Here is a 21,705-nt window from a genome sequence, read left to right as displayed (position 1 = left end):
ACATTAGCTAGCTCGCCTAGCTTGAGCTTAGCAATCCCATCTGCTTGAGCTAGTCTAAGCTCGACTCAAAAGCCCGCAACGACCACAGTCCTTGCGGGCTTTATCATCTTAACAATAACAAAACCACCATCTAAGCAGGCTAAAATCTACAAGGCCCCTGCTAAGCACTTGCCTAAATGAGCACCTGCACTCTCTGTAAGCATGCTAAAAGCTATCACTAGCACTTAACCCTTGTTCTATAAGGATAAGATAGCTCACCAGTTTGATACGATCTTGTCGAGCACAATTGCTTATGAGTAAAATATTGGGCATTAAAAAAGTTATAACACTGTGCTTTTTTCTCAGAACTGAATGCCAACGCTTCTGACTTTTTACGCCACAGGAATCAAGCAAATTCAGTTTGGAGAAATTAATGGGACATCCTGACAATAGTCTGACCTCAAAGCTTTTAATGCTCTTTAAGCTTGCCGCTCCAATTGTCTTAGGCAACTTTGCTTATGCCTTTCTTGGTATTACCGACATTATGATGTCTGGTTTAGCAGGAACTTCAGATCAGGCTGGTGTTGCTATTGGCGGCTCTTTCTTTATCCCGTCCATTACTTTTATTATCGGCATGATCTCAGCTACCCATCCTGTGATCTCGCGTCACTGTGGAGCGGGCAAGAAGCATTTAATTCCATATGATCATGCTCATGCGGTATTAGCCTCGTTTATTGTTGGCTGCATTATCAGCCTTATCTTGCTCTATCTTGCTTACTTTGTCATTGAGATGGACTCAGACAAACGCATGGAGCAAACTGCGATTGATTACGTTATCTACATCGCTTATAGCATGCCGGCATTTGCGCTCAATAACTCTGCTCGTGCCTTTGCTGAGGCTATGGGTAACACTAGAGCAACACTGTACTTTGGTGTGTTAGCGGTGATCTTAAATATCCCGCTTAACTATATCTTTATCTTTGGTAAGTATGGCATGCCTGAGCTTGGTGGTGCTGGCTGTGGCCTTGCATCTATGCTCTCGATGTTTATCTCTTGCGTTGTTATCTACGCATACCTGATGCTCCATCCAAAGCTTAAAGATTACCATTGGCTTAAAAATAAGGATGGCTTTAGCAAGCAAGCATTATTAAGCTTCTTTAAGCTCTCACTGCCTCTGGGCATTTCAACATCAGTTGAGGCCTCATGCTTCTCTTTAATTGCCATCATCTTAAGCCCACTTGGCTCAACTCAAGTATCAGCTCACTCCATTACCATGTCGCTGACTAGCTTTGTGTTTAATATTCCGCTGTCATTGGGTATCGCCACAGCGATTATGGTGGGCTATGCCATTGGTCAAAATAACCTTGAGTCGCTCAAGATGAATATCAAGGCAGCCTACGCCTCGATGATTTTCTCTATTGTAGTAAGCGTTAGCATTCTGCTGCTCGGTAGCCATGCTCTACCAGCTCTCTTTAGTGAAGATCCTGAGGTATTGGCATTAGCCACAGCTTTAATGTTCTTTGCAGCCTTTAACCAAAGTTTTGAGGGCATTCAGACCATTCAAGCCTTCATCTTGCGTGGTTTTAAAGACACAACCACCATCTTGATCGTTACTTTCATTGCCTTTTACTGTGTCGCTCTGCCAATTGGCTATAGCCTCTGCTATGGCTATATCACACTGCCATTTGACAGCTTCTTTGCCGAAACCGGACTTAAAGGCCCACGTGGCTTCTGGATTGGTCTTCTGTGCGGACTCATTGCTGCAGCTGTGCTCTATCGCTTCCGTGTAATCTACCATTACCGCAAGCTCAAAGACGCAGCTCTTCACGGCCACCGCCTAACATAACGTCAGTTAGCAAAAGCTAAATTTAAAGTTAACGATAAAGTTAAAGGTAAAGCGGCCTAAAAGCCGCAACCCCCATTATGACAAAGGCAGCTTACGCTGCCTTTTCCATATCAATTAGCCACATTTCAAAACTATTTTCTCTAGCCCCAAATAAATAAGGCCGCTATGGAAAGCGGCCCTAAAAGATATGAGATATGAGAAAACTAAACTTTTATTAGCGACCTATTAACCGCCAAGTAAGCTAAGAGCTACGGTAGGACGCTGGTTAGCCTGAGACAGAATTGTCTGAGAGGCCTGCTGAATAATCTGGTTCTGAGTTAAAGCTGCAGTCTCAGATGCAAAGTCAGTGTCGCGAATACGGCTGCGTGCATCAGACTCATTCTCTGCAATTGAGCTCTGATTACGGATGGTGCTTTCCATACGATTTTGGATTGCGCCTAGGGCCGCACGCTTAGAATCAACAGCCTCAATCATCTTATCGATGTTTGCTAAAGTTGCCTGAGCAAAGCTTGCTTGGCACACTACCCAACGTACAGTGTTATTGTCTTCTAAGAGACCAGATTTGGTAAGATCAGCTTTTTGCTTAGCTTCTACATTACCCATTGCAGCAATGCCACTCAAGTGAAATCCTCTTGACATGGCAAGTGTAATCATATCTTGTGAATTAGCGCCAACCTGGAAGAAATACTCTCCCTTAGCATTCTTTAATGTGTCCACATTTTGTGCGCCTACACTCATTAGGACATGAGCACCAGCAAATGTAGTCTTTTGGCCAATACGTGTGATCTCTTGGCAAAGAGAGTTAACCTCTTCTTGCAAAGCCTTACGATCTTTAGCTGTATTGGTACCGTTAGCTGCTTGTACGGCTAAGGTACGGATACGCTGCAGCATGTTGGTGGTTTCGTCTAACGCACCTTCGATTGTCTGGGCTAAGGCGATACCATCGTTTGCGTTACGGTTGCCTTGGTTGAGGCCATTAATCTGGGAGGTCAAACGATCGGCGATCTGAAGACCTGCTGCGTCATCCTTTGAGCTGTTGATGCGAAGACCAGATGATAAACGCTGATATGAGGTGTTTAACGCAAGAGTGGAGTTTGCGAGCTTGCGCTGAGCATTAATGGAGCTCACGTTAGTGTTAACGTATAAAGCCATATTTCTCTCCTTATCAATTATCAGTAGAGAGATGCCTTACAAGCTCTATCTCCACCATGTACTACATGCAATCTATGTATTCGTAAAGGACAGTGCATGCCACTTACGAATAAACAGTCTGCAAAAATTCTTTCTCAAATAAGGCCGTTATGGCGGACGGCCTTAAGCGATATGAGAAAACTAAACTATTATTTGCGACCTATTAACCGCCAAGTAAGCTCAGAGCTACGGTTGGACGCTGATTAGCCTGAGACAGAATGGTCTGAGAGGCCTGCTGAATAATCTGGTTCTGAGTTAAAGCTGCAGTCTCAGATGCAAAGTCGGTATCACGGATACGGCTGCGAGCATCGGACTCGTTCTCGGCGATGGAGCTCTGATTACGGATGGTGCTTTCCATACGATTTTGGATTGCGCCTAGGGCCGCACGCTTAGAATCTACAGCTTCAATCATCTTATCGATGTTTGCTAAAGTAGCCTGAGCAAAGCTTGCCTTACAAACAACCCAACGAACTGTGTTATTACTTGCAATGAGACCTGACTTAGTTAGATCATTAGTAGCCTTACCAGACACATTACCCATTGCGGCAATGCCACTCAAGTGAAATCCTCGTGACATGGCAAGTGTAATCATGTCTTGTGAATTAGCGCCAACCTGGAAGAAGTATTCACCCTTAGCATTCTTTAAAGTATCAAGATTTGCAGCACCCACACTCATTAGGACATGAGCTCCTGCGAAAGTAGTCTTTTGACCAATACGAGTGATCTCTTGGCAAAGAGAATTAACCTCTTCTTGCAGAGCTTTACGATCTTTCTCAGTGTTGGTACCGTTAGCTGCCTGAACAGCTAAAGTACGGATACGCTGTAGCATGTTGGTGGTTTCGTCTAACGCACCTTCGATGGTCTGAGCTAAGGCAATACCGTCGTTAGCATTACGATTTCCCTGATTTAAGCCATTTATCTGGGATGTTAAGCGATCAGAGATCTGCAGACCTGCGGCGTCATCCTTAGAGCTGTTGATGCGAAGACCTGAGGATAAACGCTGATATGAAGTGTTTAACGCAAGTGTGGAGTTTGCGAGCTTACGCTGAGCATTAATTGAGCTCACGTTAGTGTTAACGTATAAAGCCATATTTCTCTCCTTATCGATTATCAGTAGAGAGATGCCTTACAAGCTCTATCTCCACCATGTACTACATGCAATCTATGTATTCGTAAAGGGCACTGCATGCCACTTACGAATAAACAGTCTGATGTCTTATAACCGCTTAAATAAGGCCGTTATGGCGGACGGCCTTAAGCGATATGAGAAAACAAAACTTTTATTTGCGACCTATTAACCGCCAAGTAAGCTTAAAGCTACGGTTGGACGCTGGTTAGCCTGACTAAGAATAGTCTGTGAGGCTTGCTGGATGATCTGGTTCTGAGTTAATGATGCAGTCTCAGATGCAAAGTCAGTATCGCGGATACGGCTGCGAGCATCGGACTCGTTCTCGGCGATGGAGCTCTGATTGCGAATGGTGCTTTCCATACGATTTTGGATTGCGCCTAGGGCCGCACGCTGTGAATCAACAGCTTCAATCATCTTATCAATGTTGGCTAATGTAACCTGAGCAAGTTCTGCAGAGCTAATACAGAATCGTGCAGTAGAAGTTGCATCAGTAGTTGTCAAGACTAAACCTGCAGCTGCCTTTGCATCGGCTACATTAGCTTTAATTTCAAGGTTTGCCATTTTAGCAATGCCATTCATATGAAAGCCTTCATTAACTTGAAGCTTAATCATATCCTGGGCATTGGCTCCTACCTGAAAGAAATAGTTTCCATTGCCATCTTTCAGAGTATCAAGTGTATTACCAGTTTTACCGCCTAAACCATCTTTAGCACCAAGACTCATCAGAACGTGAGCACCTGCAAAGGTTGTCTTGTGGCCAATACGAGCGACCTCTGCGCAAAGAGCAGTTACTTCCTCTTGCAGTGCCTTACGATCCTTTTCAGTATTGGTACCGTTCGCTGCTTGTACTGCAAGGGTACGGATACGCTGCAGCATGTTGGTGGTCTCATCAAGAGCCCCTTCGATGGTCTGAGCTAAAGCGATACCGTCGTTTGCGTTGCGGTTGCCTTGGTTGAGGCCATTAATCTGAGAGGTTAAACGATCGGCGATCTGGAGGCCTGCTGCGTCATCTTTAGAGCTGTTGATGCGAAGACCTGAGGATAAACGCTGATATGAGGTGTTTAAAGCAAGAGTGGAGTTTGCAAGCTTGCGCTGGGCGTTAATGGAGCTCACGTTAGTGTTAACGTATAAAGCCATATTTCTCTCCTTATATTGTTTCAGTAAAGAGATGGCTTACAAGCTCTATCTCCACCATGTACTATATGCAATCTATGTATTCGTAAATGGCAGTGTATGCCACTTACGAATAAACAGTCTGCAATCTTATAACCGCTTAAATAAGGCCGTTATGGCGGACGGCCTTAAGCGATATGAGAAAACTAAACTTTTAGATACGACCTATTAACCGCCGAGTAAGCTCAGGGCTACGGTTGGACGCTGATTAGCCTGAGACAGAATGGTCTGAGAGGCTTGCTGAATAATCTGGTTCTGAGTTAATGATGCAGTCTCAGATGCAAAGTCTGTATCACGAATACGGCTGCGTGCATCAGACTCGTTCTCAGAAATTGAGCTCTGGTTACGGATGGTGCTTTCCATACGATTTTGGATTGCGCCTAGGGCCGCACGCTTAGAATCGACGATCTCAATCATTTTGTCGATGTTGCCCAAGGTAGCTTGTGCTAAGCTTGCTGAACTGATAACCCAACGTACTGTGCCACCGTTTTTAGATAGGCCAACATCCTTTTCGTTAAATTTAATATTGGCCATTGTCGCAATACCACTCAAGTGGAAACCCTCGGAAATAGCCAAGGTAATCATATCTTGGGCATTTGCGCCGACCTGGAAGAAATACTTGCCAGTGGCATCCTTTAATGTGTCAAGAGGGTTGTTATTACCGTCCTTAGCTCCAACACTCATAAGAACATGAGCGCCTGCAAAGGTTGTCTTTTGACCAATACGGGTAATTTCTGCACAGAGTGAATCAACTTCCTCTTGAAGAGCCTTACGGTCTTTTGCAGTATTGGTACCGTTAGCGGCCTGAACAGCGAGGGTACGGATACGCTGCAGCATGTTGGTGGTCTCGTCGAGGGCACCTTCGATGGTCTGGGCTAAGGCGATACCGTCGTTTGCATTACGGTTGCCTTGGTTGAGACCATTAATTTGGGATGTTAAACGGTCAGCGATCTGCAGACCTGCTGCGTCATCCTTGGAGCTGTTGATACGAAGACCTGATGAGAGTCTTTGGTATGAAGTGTTTAATGCAAGAGTTGAGTTAGCGAGCTTACGCTGAGCGTTAATGGAGCTCACGTTAGTGTTAACGTATAAAGCCATTGCAGTTCTCTCCTTTCGTTATAAGCAGAGAGCCAGCATCACTTTTAATGCCACTCAATCTTGCCGATAAGAAATTCGTGCGTTAAAACGCAGGTAGCTAATAGTTTTAGTAAATCTGTTTTAAGAAAACATCCTAAATGCTGATGTATCCTTATTCTTGATACAACTCAAGCAACGAGCGTACCAATTTACAAAGGCTTATATGGCCTGAATTTACAGTTAAAAATAATTGGCTTGTATGTAAGTTAATGCTCAATAACCATCTTTGCCATGGGCTAAGACATACTTTGCCACTTGAACTATACAGGTGCTCGCGATTTGATCATTGTGTGCGGCAAATGCAGGCGTCTAACAGTTATTTTGTAAGCTTTTGATCGGTAATATATGAAAGGAGTTTTTGGGGATGGCTAGGCTTGCAGTTAAGTTACTGCATTAGTGAAATGACTTGAGGGTGATTGAGTGCTTTTAAGTAAAGGGCATGATATACATGGCCTTGATAAATAGAAAGGGCCTGATATACAGGCCCCACGATTGAACTTCTGGTTGATTTTCACAATCTTTTTAAGCGGCTAGAAGCTATGCCGCCAAGGTGATAAGAATAAACGGCTGAGGTGATAAGACTAAACGGCTAAGGTGCCGGCAACGCTTTGAGCTGCGTGCTTATCTGGGTGCTCACCTAAAACACGGAACACTGCCCAATTGGCAACGTTTACAGCGTGATCGCCAATACGCTCTAAGTACTTGGCAATCATGCACAGGTCGATGATGGTTACGGCGTTATGGTTGTGCTCAACAATGAGGTCAACCATTAAAAGACGAACCTTCTCTAAAAGGTCATCTACCATGTCATCAGCCTCAATAACTGACTTGGCTAAAGCAACATCAGAGTTGGCAAAGGCCTCGACTGACTCCTTTAACATCTTCTGAGCGATGGATGCCATCTCTTCAATAATGGCAAAGTGAGCCTGCTCTTTGAAATCGATGCAGGCAACGATCTCAGCAATATCGCTGGCCTGATCGCCAATACGCTCTAAGTCGGTGATCATCTTTAAAGCTGCAGATACCATGCGCAGGTCAGAGGCAATTGGCTGCTGATGTAAGAAGATGTTTAAGCACATCTGCTCAATCTCACGCTCTTTAGCGTCGATGAGGTTATCTGACTTTTGAATCTTATTTGCCAGATCTATGTCTTTCTCATGTAAAGATTTGATGGCACCTTCTAATGCATCTGAGCATAAGTGGCCCATCTGTACGATCTCATTACCTAAATCTAACAGCTGCTTATTGTAAAGGTCACGCATTGTTTTCTCCTTATCAATACACACACATTGAGGAGCTAGTGGTGCTACCTGAGGACTTATCAAGGCTATTTTGGTCGTAGGACTTATAAAGGCTCTTTTGGTCGTAGGACTGATAAACGGTTCTCTTGTCAGGTAGCAAACTAAATCCTGTAGTCGACTTGCTTAACAACATCTAAAGCTTCTTATGGATACAAAGTAATTAACCCATATTGTTTGTTAAAGCTTTGGAGTGCCGTGTTGACGGTACTGTTTTTTGAGGTTGTAAAAAGTACGATTAACCAAAACGACCGGTGATGTACTCTTCGGTACGCTTGTCTTGTGGCTTGGAGAAGAAGGTGTCGGTGTCGTTGAACTCGACTAAGTCACCAAGTAAGAAGAATGCGGTGTCATCAGAGATACGCACAGCCTGTTGCATGTTGTGGGTAACGATGATGATGGTGTAGTCTTTCTTTAAATCAGCGACTAAATCTTCAATCTTAGAAGTTGAGATTGGGTCAAGAGCGGAAGTTGGCTCATCCATGAGCAAGACGTGTGGCTGAACAGCTAATGCACGAGCGATACACAGACGTTGCTGCTGACCACCAGAAAGCCCTAAAGCTGATGACTTAAGACGATCCTTAACCTCATCAAAGATAGCAGCCTGACGTAAGCTGCGCTCTACGATCTCGTCTAACTCTGCTTTGTTCTTGATGCCGTGAGTACGTGGACCATAAGCGATGTTATCGTACACGCTCATTGGGAATGGGTTAGGCTTCTGGAACACCATGCCTACTTCCTTACGTAAAGCAGACACGTCTAAGTTTGGCTCTAAGATCTCAGTGTCGTAGTACTTAATAGAACCAGAGGTAGTAACGCCATCAACTAAGTCGTTCATGCGGTTTAATGTCTTAATAAAGGTGGACTTACCGCAGCCAGATGGGCCGATGAATGCAGTAACAGCATTTGGCTTGATCTGCATGTTGATGTCTTTGAGAGCATGGTGAGAACCATTGCCGTACCAGAGGTTGAAGTTACTTACGTTGAAAACGATATCTGAGTTCATACTTCTATCCAAATAAGCCGTCACTGACAAGTGAACGACTAAAATCGTGGTGCACACAACACAACTATATTCAGCGCTCCTCCTTTATAGCTTCACTGGAGTTTTCCTTCGCGCTGAGGGCAAGTCTTGATCTTGTGATCTTTTTTGTTGCTTGTGAGCCTGGAATCTTTTTTTTGAGTGAGTCACGTGCATGTTTGTTTTGCTTGCACGTGCTCGTGAGCTTTATGACTTTGGGTTTGCTGTGGACTGCGTTTGTAGCAGTCCACTTAGTGTGTATTAGCGGGCGTTCTTGCCTGCACGACGCTTCATCTGAGCACCAACAGTAGAGGCTGCGATGTTGATGATTAAGCTTAATACAAGCAGGATTGCTGCGATAACGAAAGCAACTTCAAACTTACCCTGCTCTTTTGCGTATACGTACAAAGCTACGGTTAAGGTTGCACCTGAGTTCATCATGCCGTCGATAAAACCGTTTAAGGTGTGGGCAAAGCCGGCGGTGAAGAGCAGAGCTGCAGACTCACCTAACATACGACCGACAGCTAAGATACAGCCAGTTACGATACCGTCTACACAGCAAGGTAAAACTACGGTACGGATAACGCGGAACTTAGCAGCACCTAAACCAAAAGCACCCTCTCTATAGCCTGATGGAACAGTCTTTAAGCTCTCTTGAGTAGTACGGATGACAGTTGGCAGAGTCATGATTACTAAGGTTAAAGCACCTGCCAAAAGTGAGGTCTGAAGACCAAAGAACTGGCAGAAGATGAGCATACCCACAAGACCGTAGATGATAGATGGGATACCTGCTAAGGTCTCAATTGCGTACTCAATGATGTTCACTAAGCGACGTGAAGTTGCATACTCATTTAAGTAGATAGCTGCTCCAACACCCAGTGGCAGCACTAATACTAAAGCTGCGATGATGATGTAAATGGTGTTTAAAATATCTGGCAGCACACCAACAGTACGCTTTAAGTAGCTTGGTGAGCTAGTTAAAATTTCCCATGAGAAGTATGGGATTGACTGAAAGAGAATGTAAGCGATTAAGAAGATAACTAAGCTAGCGGTAAGGCCTGTGCACATGTACATCATGGAACGCATGGCAAAAACATAAAGCTTTCTTTGGGTGGCGTTCTTTGATGGCTCGAAAAGGTGATGGGTATCGCTCATTGAATGACCCTTACGCTTAGTAACTTTAGTTGAAATAGAAACTGATGTGTCTGACATGGTGTATGACTCAGTACAAACTTTGTAATTCAGCACTTGCTAAGTAGATCCATCTACACATGGAGATGGACTACTTTTACTTCAAGCGGCCGACTAGATGCGGCCCTTCTTTAAGATGAGGTTTAAAGTAGCGTTGATCATCATGATGAAGACGAACAGCACTAAAGCGATGGAGAAGAGAGCCTCGCGCTGTAGACCAGCTGCATAGGACATTTCTGAAGCCACTGCGGTGGTTAAGAAACGTACAGACTCGAAGATAGATGGCATGTTTGGTACGTTACCAGCAACCATCATTACAGCCATTGCTTCACCGATTGCACGGCCTACACCTAAAACTACTGCTGAGGCGATACCGCTTTTTGCAGCTAATACGCTGACGCGGAAAACAGTTTCAATCTTGTTTGCGCCTAAGGCTAATGAGCCTAACTCGTACTCTTCAGGAACTGCTCTTAAGGAAGTAATAGACACCTTAATAATTGAAGGCAGAATCATGATGGTCAGTACTAAGATGGCTGCTAATAAGGAGGCACCATCTGGCAGATTAAAGACGCTTTGTACTAAAGGTACTAACACGAGCATACCGATGAAGCCGTAAACTACTGATGGAATACCAGCAAGCAGGTCAATCATTGGCTCGATAACATCGGTAATACGCTTTGGTGCTAACTTGGCTAAATAAACAGCGCAGAAGAAGCCTAATGGTAAACCTAAAATAATGGCACCAACGGTACCGTAGATGGAGGTAAGGATGAATGGGAGAATACCAAACTTTGGCTCCATGGCATTTGATGCCCAGGTATCACCAAAGAGGAACTCAAAAAGGCCAATTTCGATGATTGCAGGTAAGCCTGCGATGATTAAATAGATGCTGATGAGGACAACAAGAGCGATATTGATAAGACCGAAGCAGAGGAAGAAATAACGGGCTGCCTCTTCAATATCCCATTTAGAAGACTTTGTTCTGATCATTTAAACAAACCGGATTTCGTTCAATCAAAAAGCCTGTAAGGCTCGAGCGACTTTAAAGCCGCAAGTGCAGCTAATGATTTAGCTGTCACGGCACAGGAATCTCTAAGCAGAGCCACTCAATTACTAAGACCACTTTCTTTCAGTCTTTACATGCTCAGGCTTAGAGTTCTGTGTTCTAATGCACCTGCATAGCCCTGATCGGGGTAACTAGGTGTCTAACTTTCTTCTTATTCTCTTTCTCAGGCTGCACCGTTAAGTGCAGCCAGAGGAGAGCTTTGCAGTTTTACTGCACGCTAACAACATACTTTGCTAGCTGTGTACATAAATATGTACTTTGAGTTACGGCGGATTGTTCTGATACCGCTCTTAACTCTTAGCGCTTAACTGGAACAGCACCAGTGTCGCTAACGATTTGATCTACATCCTTAGATAAGGCGTAGTTTAAGAAGCTCTTAACAGCATCAGACTGCTTAGCATCCTTCTTGGTTACTAAGATGAATGGACGCTGTAACTTGTAAGAACCGTCCTGAACAGTGTCAACGTCAGCGTGAACACCGCCAACAGTTAAAGGCTTGATCTTGTCAGATACTGCAGATAATGAAGCGTAGCCGATAGCGTTAGGATTCTTGGAAACAGTAGCGATAACGTCACCAGTAGAGGTGAGCTCCTGACGGTACTTGCATACGTCCTTGGTGCCAGTTACAGACTCAAAGCCATCACGGGTACCTGAACCAGCCTCACGACCGATTAAAACTACTGGATTATCAGCACCACCTAACTCCTTCCATGACTTAACTTCGCCAGAGAATAACTTCTTGATCTGCTCTAAGCTTAAGTCGCTTACTGGGTTAGCTGGGTTAACAACTAAAACGATACCGTCTAAAGCAACAGTCTCACCGTTTAAGGTCTTGGTCTCGTCACCCTTTAAAGCACGTGAAGAAAGACCAATGTCGCAACGACCCTCGGCAGCAGCTTGGATGCCAGCGCCTGAACCAGTTGGGTTGAAGGTGAAACGGATATCTGGGTTTTGGTTAGTGAAAGACTCACCAATTGCGCCAATGAGGTGCTCCATGGAGGTTGAACCCTCAGTTGCAACAGAACCAGCAGCGTAAGCTGAAGAAGCAACGGTCATGAAAGCGGTAGCAGCGATAGCGGTAAATAACTTAGAAAACTTCATAAAATAACTCTCCTGTTTTGAAGTTGTCGCTATCTTAGAAACTCAAAGTTAAAAAATTTTGGCCCAATTGTTAAAAGATCGTAAATCACCAAAAAAGTTAATAAAGCTTCCTAAAAGATCACCATTAAACGCGCTCAAACCCCATATAAACGCCATTTATAAACATCAAAAAATCTTTTGTAAACAAAAGTTAAGTTAGTGATCCCTATTTACCTAGATCATCTGACATTGCCCGTATAATGGCCTCTCTTGCTCAAATGTTAAGCGCTAGTTAAATGTGTGATTTAGAGCAGAAATTTTTTCGTAGGCTATCTTTATTACATACAAATGTTGCATCTATGATTAAGCAAATCAACACATTCTGTCTGTTACTCACAACAATTTAACCAAAACTCACTTAAACGTGTCTCAAGTCCCAAAACTTTGTAAACAAAATGCAATGCAATGCTAAAAACAGCATAAACAAGCCATTTGCAAAATCATAGCAAACACATCTAAAACCCTATTTAATGTATCTAGATCCGCATATACAAGCGATCTTTGACGATAAAACTCACGATCTTGCATACAAGTTTGTATTAGATCTCACATCATGGTCACCACATAATTAACACACACGAAAAGATGCTCTGCCATCACCTTGTATGAACCGGTTGCACATAGCAGTCATTGTTATTTGTTATAAGTTGCAGCTATAGCTTGGGCTTAACAATCAATATGATCCCAGATGCTCGGTAGTTCTATGTTATCTGTCTACGGGAGTGTCCAGTCTTTAGTTGACTTTTTGAGGAGCCTTGGTGGCATTTACTGCTCCTGCTCTCATAGCTTTATATAGACGTGCTGCAAGTGCCTATCTTTGCTTTGTATGCAGGTGCCACGTTTGCCTATCTTTGCTTTGTATACGGGAGCCACTTTTACCTACCTTTGCTTTGTATAGACGTGCTACGTTTGCCTACCTTTGCTCTGTATGACGGATCTGTTTGAGTGCAAGAGATTGGTGCTTGAAGACTATGTGGGATTGATTGGTTCAATCCTTATGAATCAGAGGTGTAGATGGCTTTGTGGGCTTGATAAATTTTGATCTTGCTGCACCTAAATGCGGTGGATAAAGACAAGATGGGCGGCGATGAACGTTATCAATGGGCGTTTATAAGAAAAATATCGCACTTGCTAGCTTTTTGAGGATGTATTGCTATATGATAGCCACCGCTACTGAATAAGTACTCAATAGTACTAATATACAAATGCTAGTGCTCTACTTTAGATCAAGACCAATAGATGTTCATGGCCAAGTTTAGCCAATACAAATGAGCTGAGTACTTTGTATATGTAGTGCACATAAGAAACTTAAGTTAACTGTTTCCTTGCGCTTGTTGTTACAAGGCGTAGTTAAGCTTGATGGGCAAGTACGTTTACTGTCTGTCAGCCTACATGTTTAGCTAGCAATCTATTTGAAAATACAACATTCTCTAATCTTGACTATCACAACCTTAAAGCAGCTTGTCGCTTGAGGTTGTTGGCAAAGATGTTTATACGCTCAAGACATAGAAAGACGATTTAACTTGCCATCAAAACAAGGTGATCTTAGTGATGGCGGGCATATGCTGTAAAGGTGTCTCATCTACCAGTCGCATCTCGTAGATATTGATGGCCCCTTGGTCACTGCCATGATGTAAGTAAGTGGCTTTTTCTGACCATCTATTTGTGTCAAAGAATGTTGTTTTGGTGTCTCCTGTTAGACAGGAAAAGTTTGTGGTTGATCTTAAAGTATCTATCTCATGCATGATGATTCTCTTTAGACATGTGCTAGATACTCACTAGAGCTCTTGGTTAACAATATAAGAGTGCAAGAAAGCGTTAAGCAGGAATTAATTTACAAATGGAAAGCAACGAAAGAAGTCCACGTCAGCTCTTTGCTGGCGATGAGATTGTTCCGAGTTTTGCCTCGGATATGCGACGCACTTCTAAGCTGTTCTTACCTATCTTCTTAGGTCAGATTGCTACTACTTGCATGTCAGTTGTAGATACAGTCATGTCCGGAATGGCAGGTGCAACGCAATTAGCTGGTGTAGCCATTGGCGCATCCTTATTCTGGCCAGGTGTACTCTTTTTAGTCGGTATGTCTCTTACTATTCAGCCAACCGTAGCTCAATTGCGCGGTGCTGGTAAAACTGAGCTCATTCCACAGAAGATGCATCTTGCTACTGTCATCATTCTGATCACCTCAGTTATTGTGGGCATCATCTTAGGCTTACTCTCGCTAATCTATAAGATGATTCCAGGGGCCGATCCTGAGATGGCTCATGTAGGTCAGTGGTATTTAATCGCTGTATCTGCAGGTATGCCTGCCTTTGCTATGTATAACATCTTACGTGGCTATTGGGAGGGCCTTGGCAACACTTTACCAACCTCAGTGTTTGGCTTTATCGCTTTAGTTCTAAATATCCCACTGAACTACATCTTTATCTTCGGCTTCTTTGGTATTCCGGCATTTGGCGGTATTGGTTGTGGCATTGCAACCTCGCTTACTATGTACCTAACCTGCATCTTCATGTATCTGTACGTACGTAGAGCCAAATGCTTTGCACGCTTCCGTATTTATGAGCACAGCTTCCCAATCAAGAAGCAAGATGTTAAAGACTTACTGCACTTTGGTATTCCTCTAGCTTTCTCACTAACTGTTGAGGTTACCTGCTTCTCATTAGTCTCACTCTTGTTAAGCCCATTCGGACCAATCATTGTGGCATCTCACTCCATTGCCATGAATGTATCGGCATTCATCTTCATGATCCCAATGGCCTTAGCCTCTGCTACAACTATTCGTGTGGGTGAAGCTATGGGTGCGCTGCACTGGAGACGAGCCTTGCGAACTACCCTTGGCTCATTTATCTTAGGCGGTATCTTCTTTGTCTTGAGTATCTCGGTATTGCTCATTACTAGAGAGCAAATTGTCGATCTGTACACTGACGATAAAGAAGTTATGCTCCTAGGCTCCTTACTCTTAATCTTCTGTGCCTTCTATCAATTACCTGACTTTATTCAGGCAATTGCTATTGGTGTGCTGCGTGGTTTTAAAGATTCCAAGGTCATCTTTGCCATTACCATCGTCGCATACTGGATTGCTGGTATGCCGGTTGGCTATATCCTGGCTCACGGTCTCTTTACTGGTAATCCTATGGCAGCTCAAGGTTTCTGGATTGGCTTTATCACCTCTTTAACTGTAGCCTCCATCCTCTACATCATCCGTATTGTGTATCTGTTTAAGACCCACAATCTGCCAAAGACCTTCCACATATCAGTAGGCGAGTAACTATCAAGTATCGCCTCTGATTATCCGCTAGGATAAGATCTTCATTTAGTCCTCAGGCACAGCCCTGAGGACGCCACATATTTTTCCCCGCCAATCTAGCCTCTTAGGCCAATTTCAAAAAGCGCCCGCTCACTTTAGTTCTCATACGTATCTTTCACGCCATAATGTCTATGTGCTGAGATTGCCGCCTACTCGTTTCTTCAAATGTAACTCTCCGCCGCTTTCATATACTTATCAGATAGCTGCCCCTGAGATTTTGCCGCAGCTTTAGCTGCAGCTATAGCTGTAGCTGTATCAAGTTTAGCTGCAGCTATAGCTGTAGCTGTAGCTGTATCAAGTTTAGCTGCAGCTATTGCTGTAGCTGTATCAAAGGAGCGATGCGATCTGTAGAGGCAAGGTGATGCTTGCCTCGCGAGCGGCGTCTTGAGCTATTGATTATTGGCTATTGGCTATTGGTTGGCGAGGCTATTTTTAAGCTAGTTATATGCTGTTTTGCTCTTACGATTTTTGATGTGGCGAATGTAGAAGTGGCGCAAATAGAAGCATAAGATCAATAAGATGATGCCGCCAAAAGAGACGTAGTAGCGCCAGTGCTGTACGTCGGTTACATCAGTACGACCGTGATTTGAGACAAAGCCGCCCATATGACAACCGCTTGCAGTGCACTTAATCTCACGACCATAGCCACCGGCGTTATCCCAAATATAGTGAGGGAAGCGCAGTGAGATGTTCTTAGAGGCAAAGACCTTATTGTTGTGGTTCATAAAGTCAGTGATAAAGCGCATTAAGGCCTTTGGATCAGCACCAAAGCGTCGCATATCGGCATAGCTTACACCTGGCTCAACAGTAAGCTGATACTCAGCTACTGCCACATTACCGCTAAAAGAAACTTTATCAATTGGCCTGCCTTTTTCGTCGGTATCCACACGGAGTACAACATCACGGCCTACCTTGAATAAGGAAGTAACGTAGGTTTGTGAGTCCGCACCGTTGACTAAATCCAAAACTGACTTAGTTCCAAGCTGTAAAGATCGCATCTGATAAACAGAGCCCTCAGGACCAGCAAGGCTCAAGATGCCATTGTGGACGGTTACATTGTTAGCCACCACATCGCCTAAGATGGAGCTCTTTCCAGCAAAGTGCTTAATATTAATAGTGCGGCCAATAATATCACCTGCGAGCACTACACGAGACTTATCATTTCCAATATAGCTAAGCTTATTTGGATCATGGATTACAGGATGATTGTTCTCATCAAGTAATACACCTAAGTTTAAGTCCGTAGTTAAGTAGCGAGCAATGATAGAGTTAGTGGTCAAGCCGCTCATAGCTGATGTACGAGGCAGCTGTACTACACCGTCAATTAAATCGGTATTGCGATGATCTTGTCTAATGACAATCTTGCCTGATACATCTGGAGCTGGATTCCACAGTGAGTAAATGCCACCGTTAACTACACCATTAGTAGTTATGTGAATGTTCTTAACAAACGAGGCGTCATCAATATAGATAGCAGCTCTTTCACCTTCAACGACACCATCAATGATGAGATCTACAATCTGAGGGCCTTTAAGATCATCTGGTAGTTCTAACTCAGCTGCTTTTGCTTTTGAGGAGCTGTGGTTTAAATAATCAAGAGTTCTAACACGGGTGTATGAGCCACGATACTCAATTAAATCTGAGTAGATGTTAGATCCCATATCGACCTTAACACCAATACCACCATCGCCTAAAGCACCGATATAGCCAGATAAATAAGCATCGTTATTGCAGCCGTATGTATAGGCAAGTCCAATACCATTTCTACCAGCTACCACAATCGATGACTTAGGAGTTTGGTAATAGTAGTTATTTGAGCCGTCAACACGAACGCCAATTGATCCTGCGCCTACTGAGCTTACCTTGGATCCATGCATAACGTCATTGTATGAACCGTAAATATGTACGCCGGTTGCTAAAGGCGCACGGGATGGAAGCTTTGGATTGTAGCCGCCTGTCTCATGGTCATAGTAAGAGAAGTTAGAACGGACATTACGTGGCACTTTAAAACCAGCTGAGCCAAATGAGTAAATGGAGGTACCATAGAACTCGCGTGGTTCCATGCGATAGCCAAGATCTGAGAGCATGGTCATCTCAAGCTCAGTTAGCATGGAGTAGTTCTTGTACTGCTCAGAAGACAAGATGGTATTGCGCAGCTCTAAATTAGGCTTGCCGGTAATAGAAAATGACACCGGAATACCATATAGTTCATGCTTAACTGATCTATCACGGTATTCAATAGCAGTTGGGATGGACTCAATAGCCGGTACATCATAAACACGAGCGTTTTCACCTTGCAACTCTTTACGACGTTGTTTAGCTACTGCTTGCAAGTCAGCATTTAACAACACTGCCTCATCTACTTCACCACTAGCTAAAGCTGCAGCAATTTCCTCAGGCTTTACATCCTGACCATTTTGAGCCTCGCCATAAATCTCACGGTTAAACTGACCACGGCTGTTATTGCTGCCAAGGCTTTCAGTATTCTCAGCCTTGCTATCCTGTATAGCGCTGACCTCACTCTTGCAATCCTGGCTAACACTAGCTAAAGACTGGTTGTCAGCACTTGCTATCTGGGTAGCTGCTGCGTTTGCAGCAGTGCTTGCAGAGGTGACCTCTGCTTCGATTGTAGCGTCATCTGAGACGACGGTGCTGCGGTTTTCAACAATGGCGGCACGCTGAGCTAAATCCTCGCCTGCCTTGCCAACTTCACGCCATGAGGTAGATTTATTCTCTTTACCACCCACAATGTCCATGGTTCTCCCTGCAACCTCGGAGACTTTATTAAGCACAGTGGAGGTATCGGACTTGGCATTGTGCATAGCCGAGCCCTTTAAAGCTGGATGAGCATGACTCTCATAGCCCTTAGGACGCACATCGGCAAGATCAGTTCGTAAATCAGCACCGATCTGCATGGCGATGGTAGCATCAGGTGTACCCACATCGAGGCTTGCTGAAGAGTGCAGATCAAACTTGCTATCAACATTGCCTACAGATAAGAGGTGATTAACATTGTTACCCACAAAGAACAGTTGGCAATTATTCTTTTGATTACTGTGCGAGCAATCCTTGCCTAAAGAAGCTAAGGCTGTATTAGGCTCAACAAACTTTTTTAAGCCTACTGAGTACAAATGCTTATCAAAAGAATGGAGTGTCTTGCCAAAAGAACTAGTCTCAGTCTCAAATGATGAGTTAAAGCCAACTAAACGGGCACCAATCTCCATACCTTGAGGCAAGTAGTTGGCGCTCATGGCATTAACGCCCACTGACTGCGGCTCTCCTAAGAAGACGCCTTGTCTTGCCACCTCTGGTAGCGGCATTGAGAGCAATAACAAGCCATTGTATCTTTGATGGGACTTACACTTACCCTTTAAGTCAGCCTCAATATAAGTCATGCCGGCACATGGACCGACCTCATAGACGCGATCGCGTACTTGAGACATGTAGTACAGTGGATAGCCACCGCGTTTAACGCTATCTACTGGAGTACCTAAAGTAGCTTTGCCATCATGATGGGAGGAAATATCTGATGGCTTTACAAAGCTCTTATCTGATCGATTAGAGGTTATAGCATGGCCGATATCAACAGCACTAACCGCCTGACGCATATCTTCAGCTTTGACGATATACAAAGGTACGTTGTAATCAGAAGCTTGCGGGGTATAAAGGTGCAGAAGGTAGGATACAAAAGTAATACCACGGTGAATTTGATCAACCATATCCTCATGGTATTCGGCGCGTGGTTCTAGATTTCTATTTTCAACCTTGTATAAGAGCGTATCCCACAGTAAATCTGAGCCGTCGTGTTCTTTGCCTAAACTGTCGACGTTGTAAAGAGTATGCGGCACCATATGCATATTTTCGTGTTCATTTGGTGCAACTTGTCTTGCAGTAGCATCAGCAAAACCAAAGAAGCGCCTCCATAGGCCCTCATTTACACGCGCTTCTGGTGCAATGTTATGGTAGTCAGCGGCTGCATGATTTTGAACATACTCATGAGGATTATCTGCATAAGACTTAATATCTGTTGGAGCAATGCCGTCGTTTGCACTAAGTATCTGAGCTGTGCCGTTTTGATTTTCAATGAGAGTATCGCTCTTAGCATTACTGTCTGAGGCATAGACAATGGCCCCGTTGCTAACAGTCAGCAAGAGTGCGCATGAAGCTAGTCCGAAACCAATTGAGCGGAAGTTGGGATCAGAGTTAAAGATCTGTTTGAAGCTAGCTAACTTACGTTTTAAGCGGCTATCAGAACGTTTCATGTGCAAACCAAAAATGACCAATACAGTCGACAAATAAAGAGAATACAGTGACGCTACGATCATACTCTTGCATGCCTTTTATATCTATAATTGTGCACACACAATGTGACGAAAGCGAGATTGTGCAACTATTCTGCAACCAAAAAGTTGAGTTACCCTACGCTGATAAAATACAAAATCAACTTAAATGCATGATAAATAAGGCATTGAAGACCTCAAGTAAAAAAACAAAGCCCCCGCACCACTAAAGATACGAGGGCCTTGCTTTATAAAAATTTTAGTAAAGCTTCACGCCATCCATCTCATGCCAATTAGATGAGATGCTACTAGCGTGTTGTTAATTGCTCTTACTTAGAAGGTAGCTGGATTTAGCAGAGTTACACGACCAGTACGATCATTTAAAGCCTGCTGTAAGATCTCTTGATTGATCTCAGGACGCTTAAAGAACTCTTGTTGTGCCTTGGTGAATTTAAATGGCAAGTTCTTATCTAAGGTCTCAAACTCTTCTTCGCTCATGGACAGTGGCTGATGCACCTCAATCCATAAATTGCCGTCAGCATCTTCTGCAGTCTTAATTGGCTCGTTAATGAACTGTACACGAGTACCCACAGGAACATTGTTAAATAAGTACTCAATATCCTCGTTACGTAAACGTACGCAGCCGTGGGAGACACGCAGACCAATACCAAAATCAGCATTGGTGCCATGAATAGCGTAGAGGCGACCAATGTACAGAGCAAATAAACCCATTGGATTATCAGGGCCTGCAGGCCATACCTTTGGTAAGAACTCGCCACGAGCACGATACTCAGCATGCATCTTGGCTGTTGGAGTCCAGGTTGGATTTGCTCTCTTACGTTCTACCTTGGTGGTCCAATTTAATGGAGTGTCAGTACCAAGCTGTCCAATACCAATTGGCAGCACATCTACCTTACCATCATGGTAGTAGTAAAGACGCATCTCAGGTGAGTTGATCACAATACCGTTTTTAACAGTATCAGGCAGCAAGGAACGCTTAGGAATAATAAGTTGGGTGCCGTTGACTGGCACAATTGGGTCGACACCAGGATTGGCCTCAATAAGATTGGACAGACCTAATTTGTAGTGAGCTGATACATACTCTAAGGTTGTAGTACCATCCTTTGAAATTGCATAGGTTGTATCCTCACCAACCATGACCTGACCTTCAGTCATTGGGTAAGATGCAGCCTGCGCCATGCCGCATGATGCAGCTAAGAAGGCTGCTGGAAGCACAACAGACTTAATCAAATTCAAAGAAACAGCTCTCATCAAAAAATCCTTTAGTGACAACCACAAATTCAGATAAATTGCCCAGCACCAGCATCACAAGCAAAAAGCTAACTAAACTCTCAAGCAAACCAAGCTCATCAAGAGCTCCTAGTTGCCAAGCCGCTAACAAGCTACAAGCTTAAAGCTGTCGCCCCAAGCTCATGATCCAAGCTACAGCTCAAAGCTATCGCCCCAAGCTCATGATCCATGCGCCTTAGATTAAACAAAGCACATGAATATGCCGTGCAATGGTTTGTCAATTCTACAAAGTGCCGATGCATACAACAAGGCCTAAACACTAACTTTAGTTATCATCTTGAGATAAAGCGCATAGCAAGACAAGCTCAGATCGCTACGCCTCAATACAGCCCAAGCCAAAAGCGCAGCTATATCAGGCCGCCATGATCGCCATGATCTATTTGGCATAACCTTTTACAAAAGGTGCAACTCTATTTACAAAATGATCCTCAGTACTAGCTATTATCGCCATAAAACATTAGGCCTAGCTTAGCTACCTCCCCCACACTCACTAAATTACATAGTCAACAAATAATTTAGAAAAAAATCCAATTAAGGATTGGGTCAAATTTTGGGTTAGATCAAAATAAGTCATTGGCAGCAGCTGCGCACGGCGACCTAGCCCCAGGGCTAGCCCTGGGCTAGGTCGCCGTG

At 43.9% G+C, this 21,705-nt stretch carries 14 protein-coding genes; 2 read left to right on the top strand and 12 right to left on the bottom strand.

What is annotated here, in order from left to right; all coding sequences use genetic code 11:
- Positions 1-412 precede the first annotated feature (412 nt).
- A complete protein-coding gene (locus RDO37_RS08260) occupies positions 413-1,825 on the top strand; it encodes an MATE family efflux transporter (protein WP_308498750.1) in 1,413 nt (470 codons plus the stop codon).
- A gap of 225 nt (positions 1,826-2,050) precedes the next feature.
- Here the strand turns inward: RDO37_RS08260 and RDO37_RS08255 are convergent, their stop codons facing one another.
- The 9 genes from RDO37_RS08255 to RDO37_RS08215 form a co-directional block, all read right to left on the bottom strand.
- Positions 2,051-2,977, bottom strand: a complete 927-nt coding sequence (locus RDO37_RS08255) for a flagellin (RefSeq protein ID WP_308498749.1) — start codon at positions 2,975-2,977, stop codon at positions 2,051-2,053.
- A 202-nt stretch (positions 2,978-3,179) separates the two neighbouring features.
- Positions 3,180-4,106: a flagellin gene (locus RDO37_RS08250; protein ID WP_308498748.1), complete on the bottom strand. Its 927-nt coding sequence runs from the start codon at positions 4,104-4,106 to the stop codon at positions 3,180-3,182.
- A 204-nt stretch (positions 4,107-4,310) separates the two neighbouring features.
- The gene (locus RDO37_RS08245) at positions 4,311-5,282 is read right to left on the bottom strand and encodes a flagellin (RefSeq protein ID WP_308498747.1); all 972 of its coding nucleotides are present in this window, start codon (positions 5,280-5,282) and stop codon (positions 4,311-4,313) included.
- Between the two features lie 204 nt (positions 5,283-5,486).
- A complete protein-coding gene (locus RDO37_RS08240) occupies positions 5,487-6,416 on the bottom strand; it encodes a flagellin (protein WP_308498746.1) in 930 nt (309 codons plus the stop codon).
- Positions 6,417-7,036: 620 nt separating this feature from the next.
- Positions 7,037-7,717, bottom strand: a complete 681-nt coding sequence (phoU, locus tag RDO37_RS08235) for a phosphate signaling complex protein PhoU (protein ID WP_308498745.1) — start codon at positions 7,715-7,717, stop codon at positions 7,037-7,039.
- 274 nt (positions 7,718-7,991) lie between these two features.
- Positions 7,992-8,759: a phosphate ABC transporter ATP-binding protein PstB gene (gene pstB / locus RDO37_RS08230; RefSeq protein WP_027939877.1), complete on the bottom strand. Its 768-nt coding sequence runs from the start codon at positions 8,757-8,759 to the stop codon at positions 7,992-7,994.
- 276 nt (positions 8,760-9,035) lie between these two features.
- The gene (gene pstA, locus RDO37_RS08225) at positions 9,036-10,022 is read right to left on the bottom strand and encodes a phosphate ABC transporter permease PstA (protein ID WP_308498744.1); all 987 of its coding nucleotides are present in this window, start codon (positions 10,020-10,022) and stop codon (positions 9,036-9,038) included.
- Positions 10,023-10,079: 57 nt separating this feature from the next.
- A complete protein-coding gene (gene pstC / locus RDO37_RS08220) occupies positions 10,080-10,955 on the bottom strand; it encodes a phosphate ABC transporter permease subunit PstC (protein WP_273325353.1) in 876 nt (291 codons plus the stop codon).
- 373 nt (positions 10,956-11,328) lie between these two features.
- On the bottom strand, positions 11,329-12,132 hold the full coding sequence (locus RDO37_RS08215; protein WP_308498743.1) for a phosphate ABC transporter substrate-binding protein: 804 nt from the start codon (positions 12,130-12,132) through the stop codon (positions 11,329-11,331).
- A gap of 1,879 nt (positions 12,133-14,011) precedes the next feature.
- On the opposite strand from RDO37_RS08215, the gene RDO37_RS08210 reads away from it, so the two are divergent.
- Positions 14,012-15,442, top strand: coding sequence for an MATE family efflux transporter (locus RDO37_RS08210; RefSeq protein WP_308498742.1), 1,431 nt, complete (start codon positions 14,012-14,014; stop codon positions 15,440-15,442).
- Between the two features lie 476 nt (positions 15,443-15,918).
- Here RDO37_RS08210 and RDO37_RS08205 read toward each other — a convergent pair whose 3' ends face one another.
- The 3 genes from RDO37_RS08205 to RDO37_RS08195 form a co-directional block, all read right to left on the bottom strand.
- Complete coding sequence (locus RDO37_RS08205) at positions 15,919-19,743, bottom strand: hypothetical protein (protein ID WP_308498741.1); 3,825 nt, start codon at positions 19,741-19,743, stop codon at positions 15,919-15,921.
- Between the two features lie 351 nt (positions 19,744-20,094).
- Positions 20,095-21,033 carry a L,D-transpeptidase family protein gene (locus RDO37_RS08200; protein WP_374045311.1) on the bottom strand — a complete coding sequence of 313 codons (939 nt, stop codon included), beginning with the start codon at positions 21,031-21,033 and terminating at the stop codon, positions 20,095-20,097.
- The gene (locus RDO37_RS08195) at positions 21,005-21,163 is read right to left on the bottom strand and encodes a hypothetical protein (protein ID WP_308498740.1); all 159 of its coding nucleotides are present in this window, start codon (positions 21,161-21,163) and stop codon (positions 21,005-21,007) included. The genes RDO37_RS08200 and RDO37_RS08195 overlap by 29 nt, the downstream gene beginning before the upstream one ends.
- Positions 21,164-21,705: the final 542 nt, after the last annotated feature.

The organism is uncultured Anaerobiospirillum sp. (assembly GCF_902485895.1).
GTDB classification, from domain to species: domain Bacteria; phylum Pseudomonadota; class Gammaproteobacteria; order Enterobacterales; family Succinivibrionaceae; genus Anaerobiospirillum; species Anaerobiospirillum succiniciproducens.
This window is presented reverse-complemented; position numbering and strand designations above follow the sequence as displayed.

Coding starts and splice junctions, on each gene's coding strand:
- RDO37_RS08260 (WP_308498750.1), top strand. CDS start 413: ATGGGACATCCTGACAATAGTCTGACCTCAAAGCTTTTAATGCTCTTT.
- RDO37_RS08255 (WP_308498749.1), bottom strand. CDS start 2,977: ATGGCTTTATACGTTAACACTAACGTGAGCTCCATTAATGCTCAGCGC.
- RDO37_RS08250 (WP_308498748.1), bottom strand. CDS start 4,106: ATGGCTTTATACGTTAACACTAACGTGAGCTCAATTAATGCTCAGCGT.
- RDO37_RS08245 (WP_308498747.1), bottom strand. CDS start 5,282: ATGGCTTTATACGTTAACACTAACGTGAGCTCCATTAACGCCCAGCGC.
- RDO37_RS08240 (WP_308498746.1), bottom strand. CDS start 6,416: ATGGCTTTATACGTTAACACTAACGTGAGCTCCATTAACGCTCAGCGT.
- phoU (WP_308498745.1), bottom strand. CDS start 7,717: ATGCGTGACCTTTACAATAAGCAGCTGTTAGATTTAGGTAATGAGATC.
- pstB (WP_027939877.1), bottom strand. CDS start 8,759: ATGAACTCAGATATCGTTTTCAACGTAAGTAACTTCAACCTCTGGTAC.
- pstC (WP_273325353.1), bottom strand. CDS start 10,955: ATGATCAGAACAAAGTCTTCTAAATGGGATATTGAAGAGGCAGCCCGT.
- RDO37_RS08215 (WP_308498743.1), bottom strand. CDS start 12,132: ATGAAGTTTTCTAAGTTATTTACCGCTATCGCTGCTACCGCTTTCATG.
- RDO37_RS08210 (WP_308498742.1), top strand. CDS start 14,012: ATGGAAAGCAACGAAAGAAGTCCACGTCAGCTCTTTGCTGGCGATGAG.
- RDO37_RS08205 (WP_308498741.1), bottom strand. CDS start 19,743: ATGAAACGTTCTGATAGCCGCTTAAAACGTAAGTTAGCTAGCTTCAAA.
- RDO37_RS08200 (WP_374045311.1), bottom strand. CDS start 21,033: ATGAGAGCTGTTTCTTTGAATTTGATTAAGTCTGTTGTGCTTCCAGCA.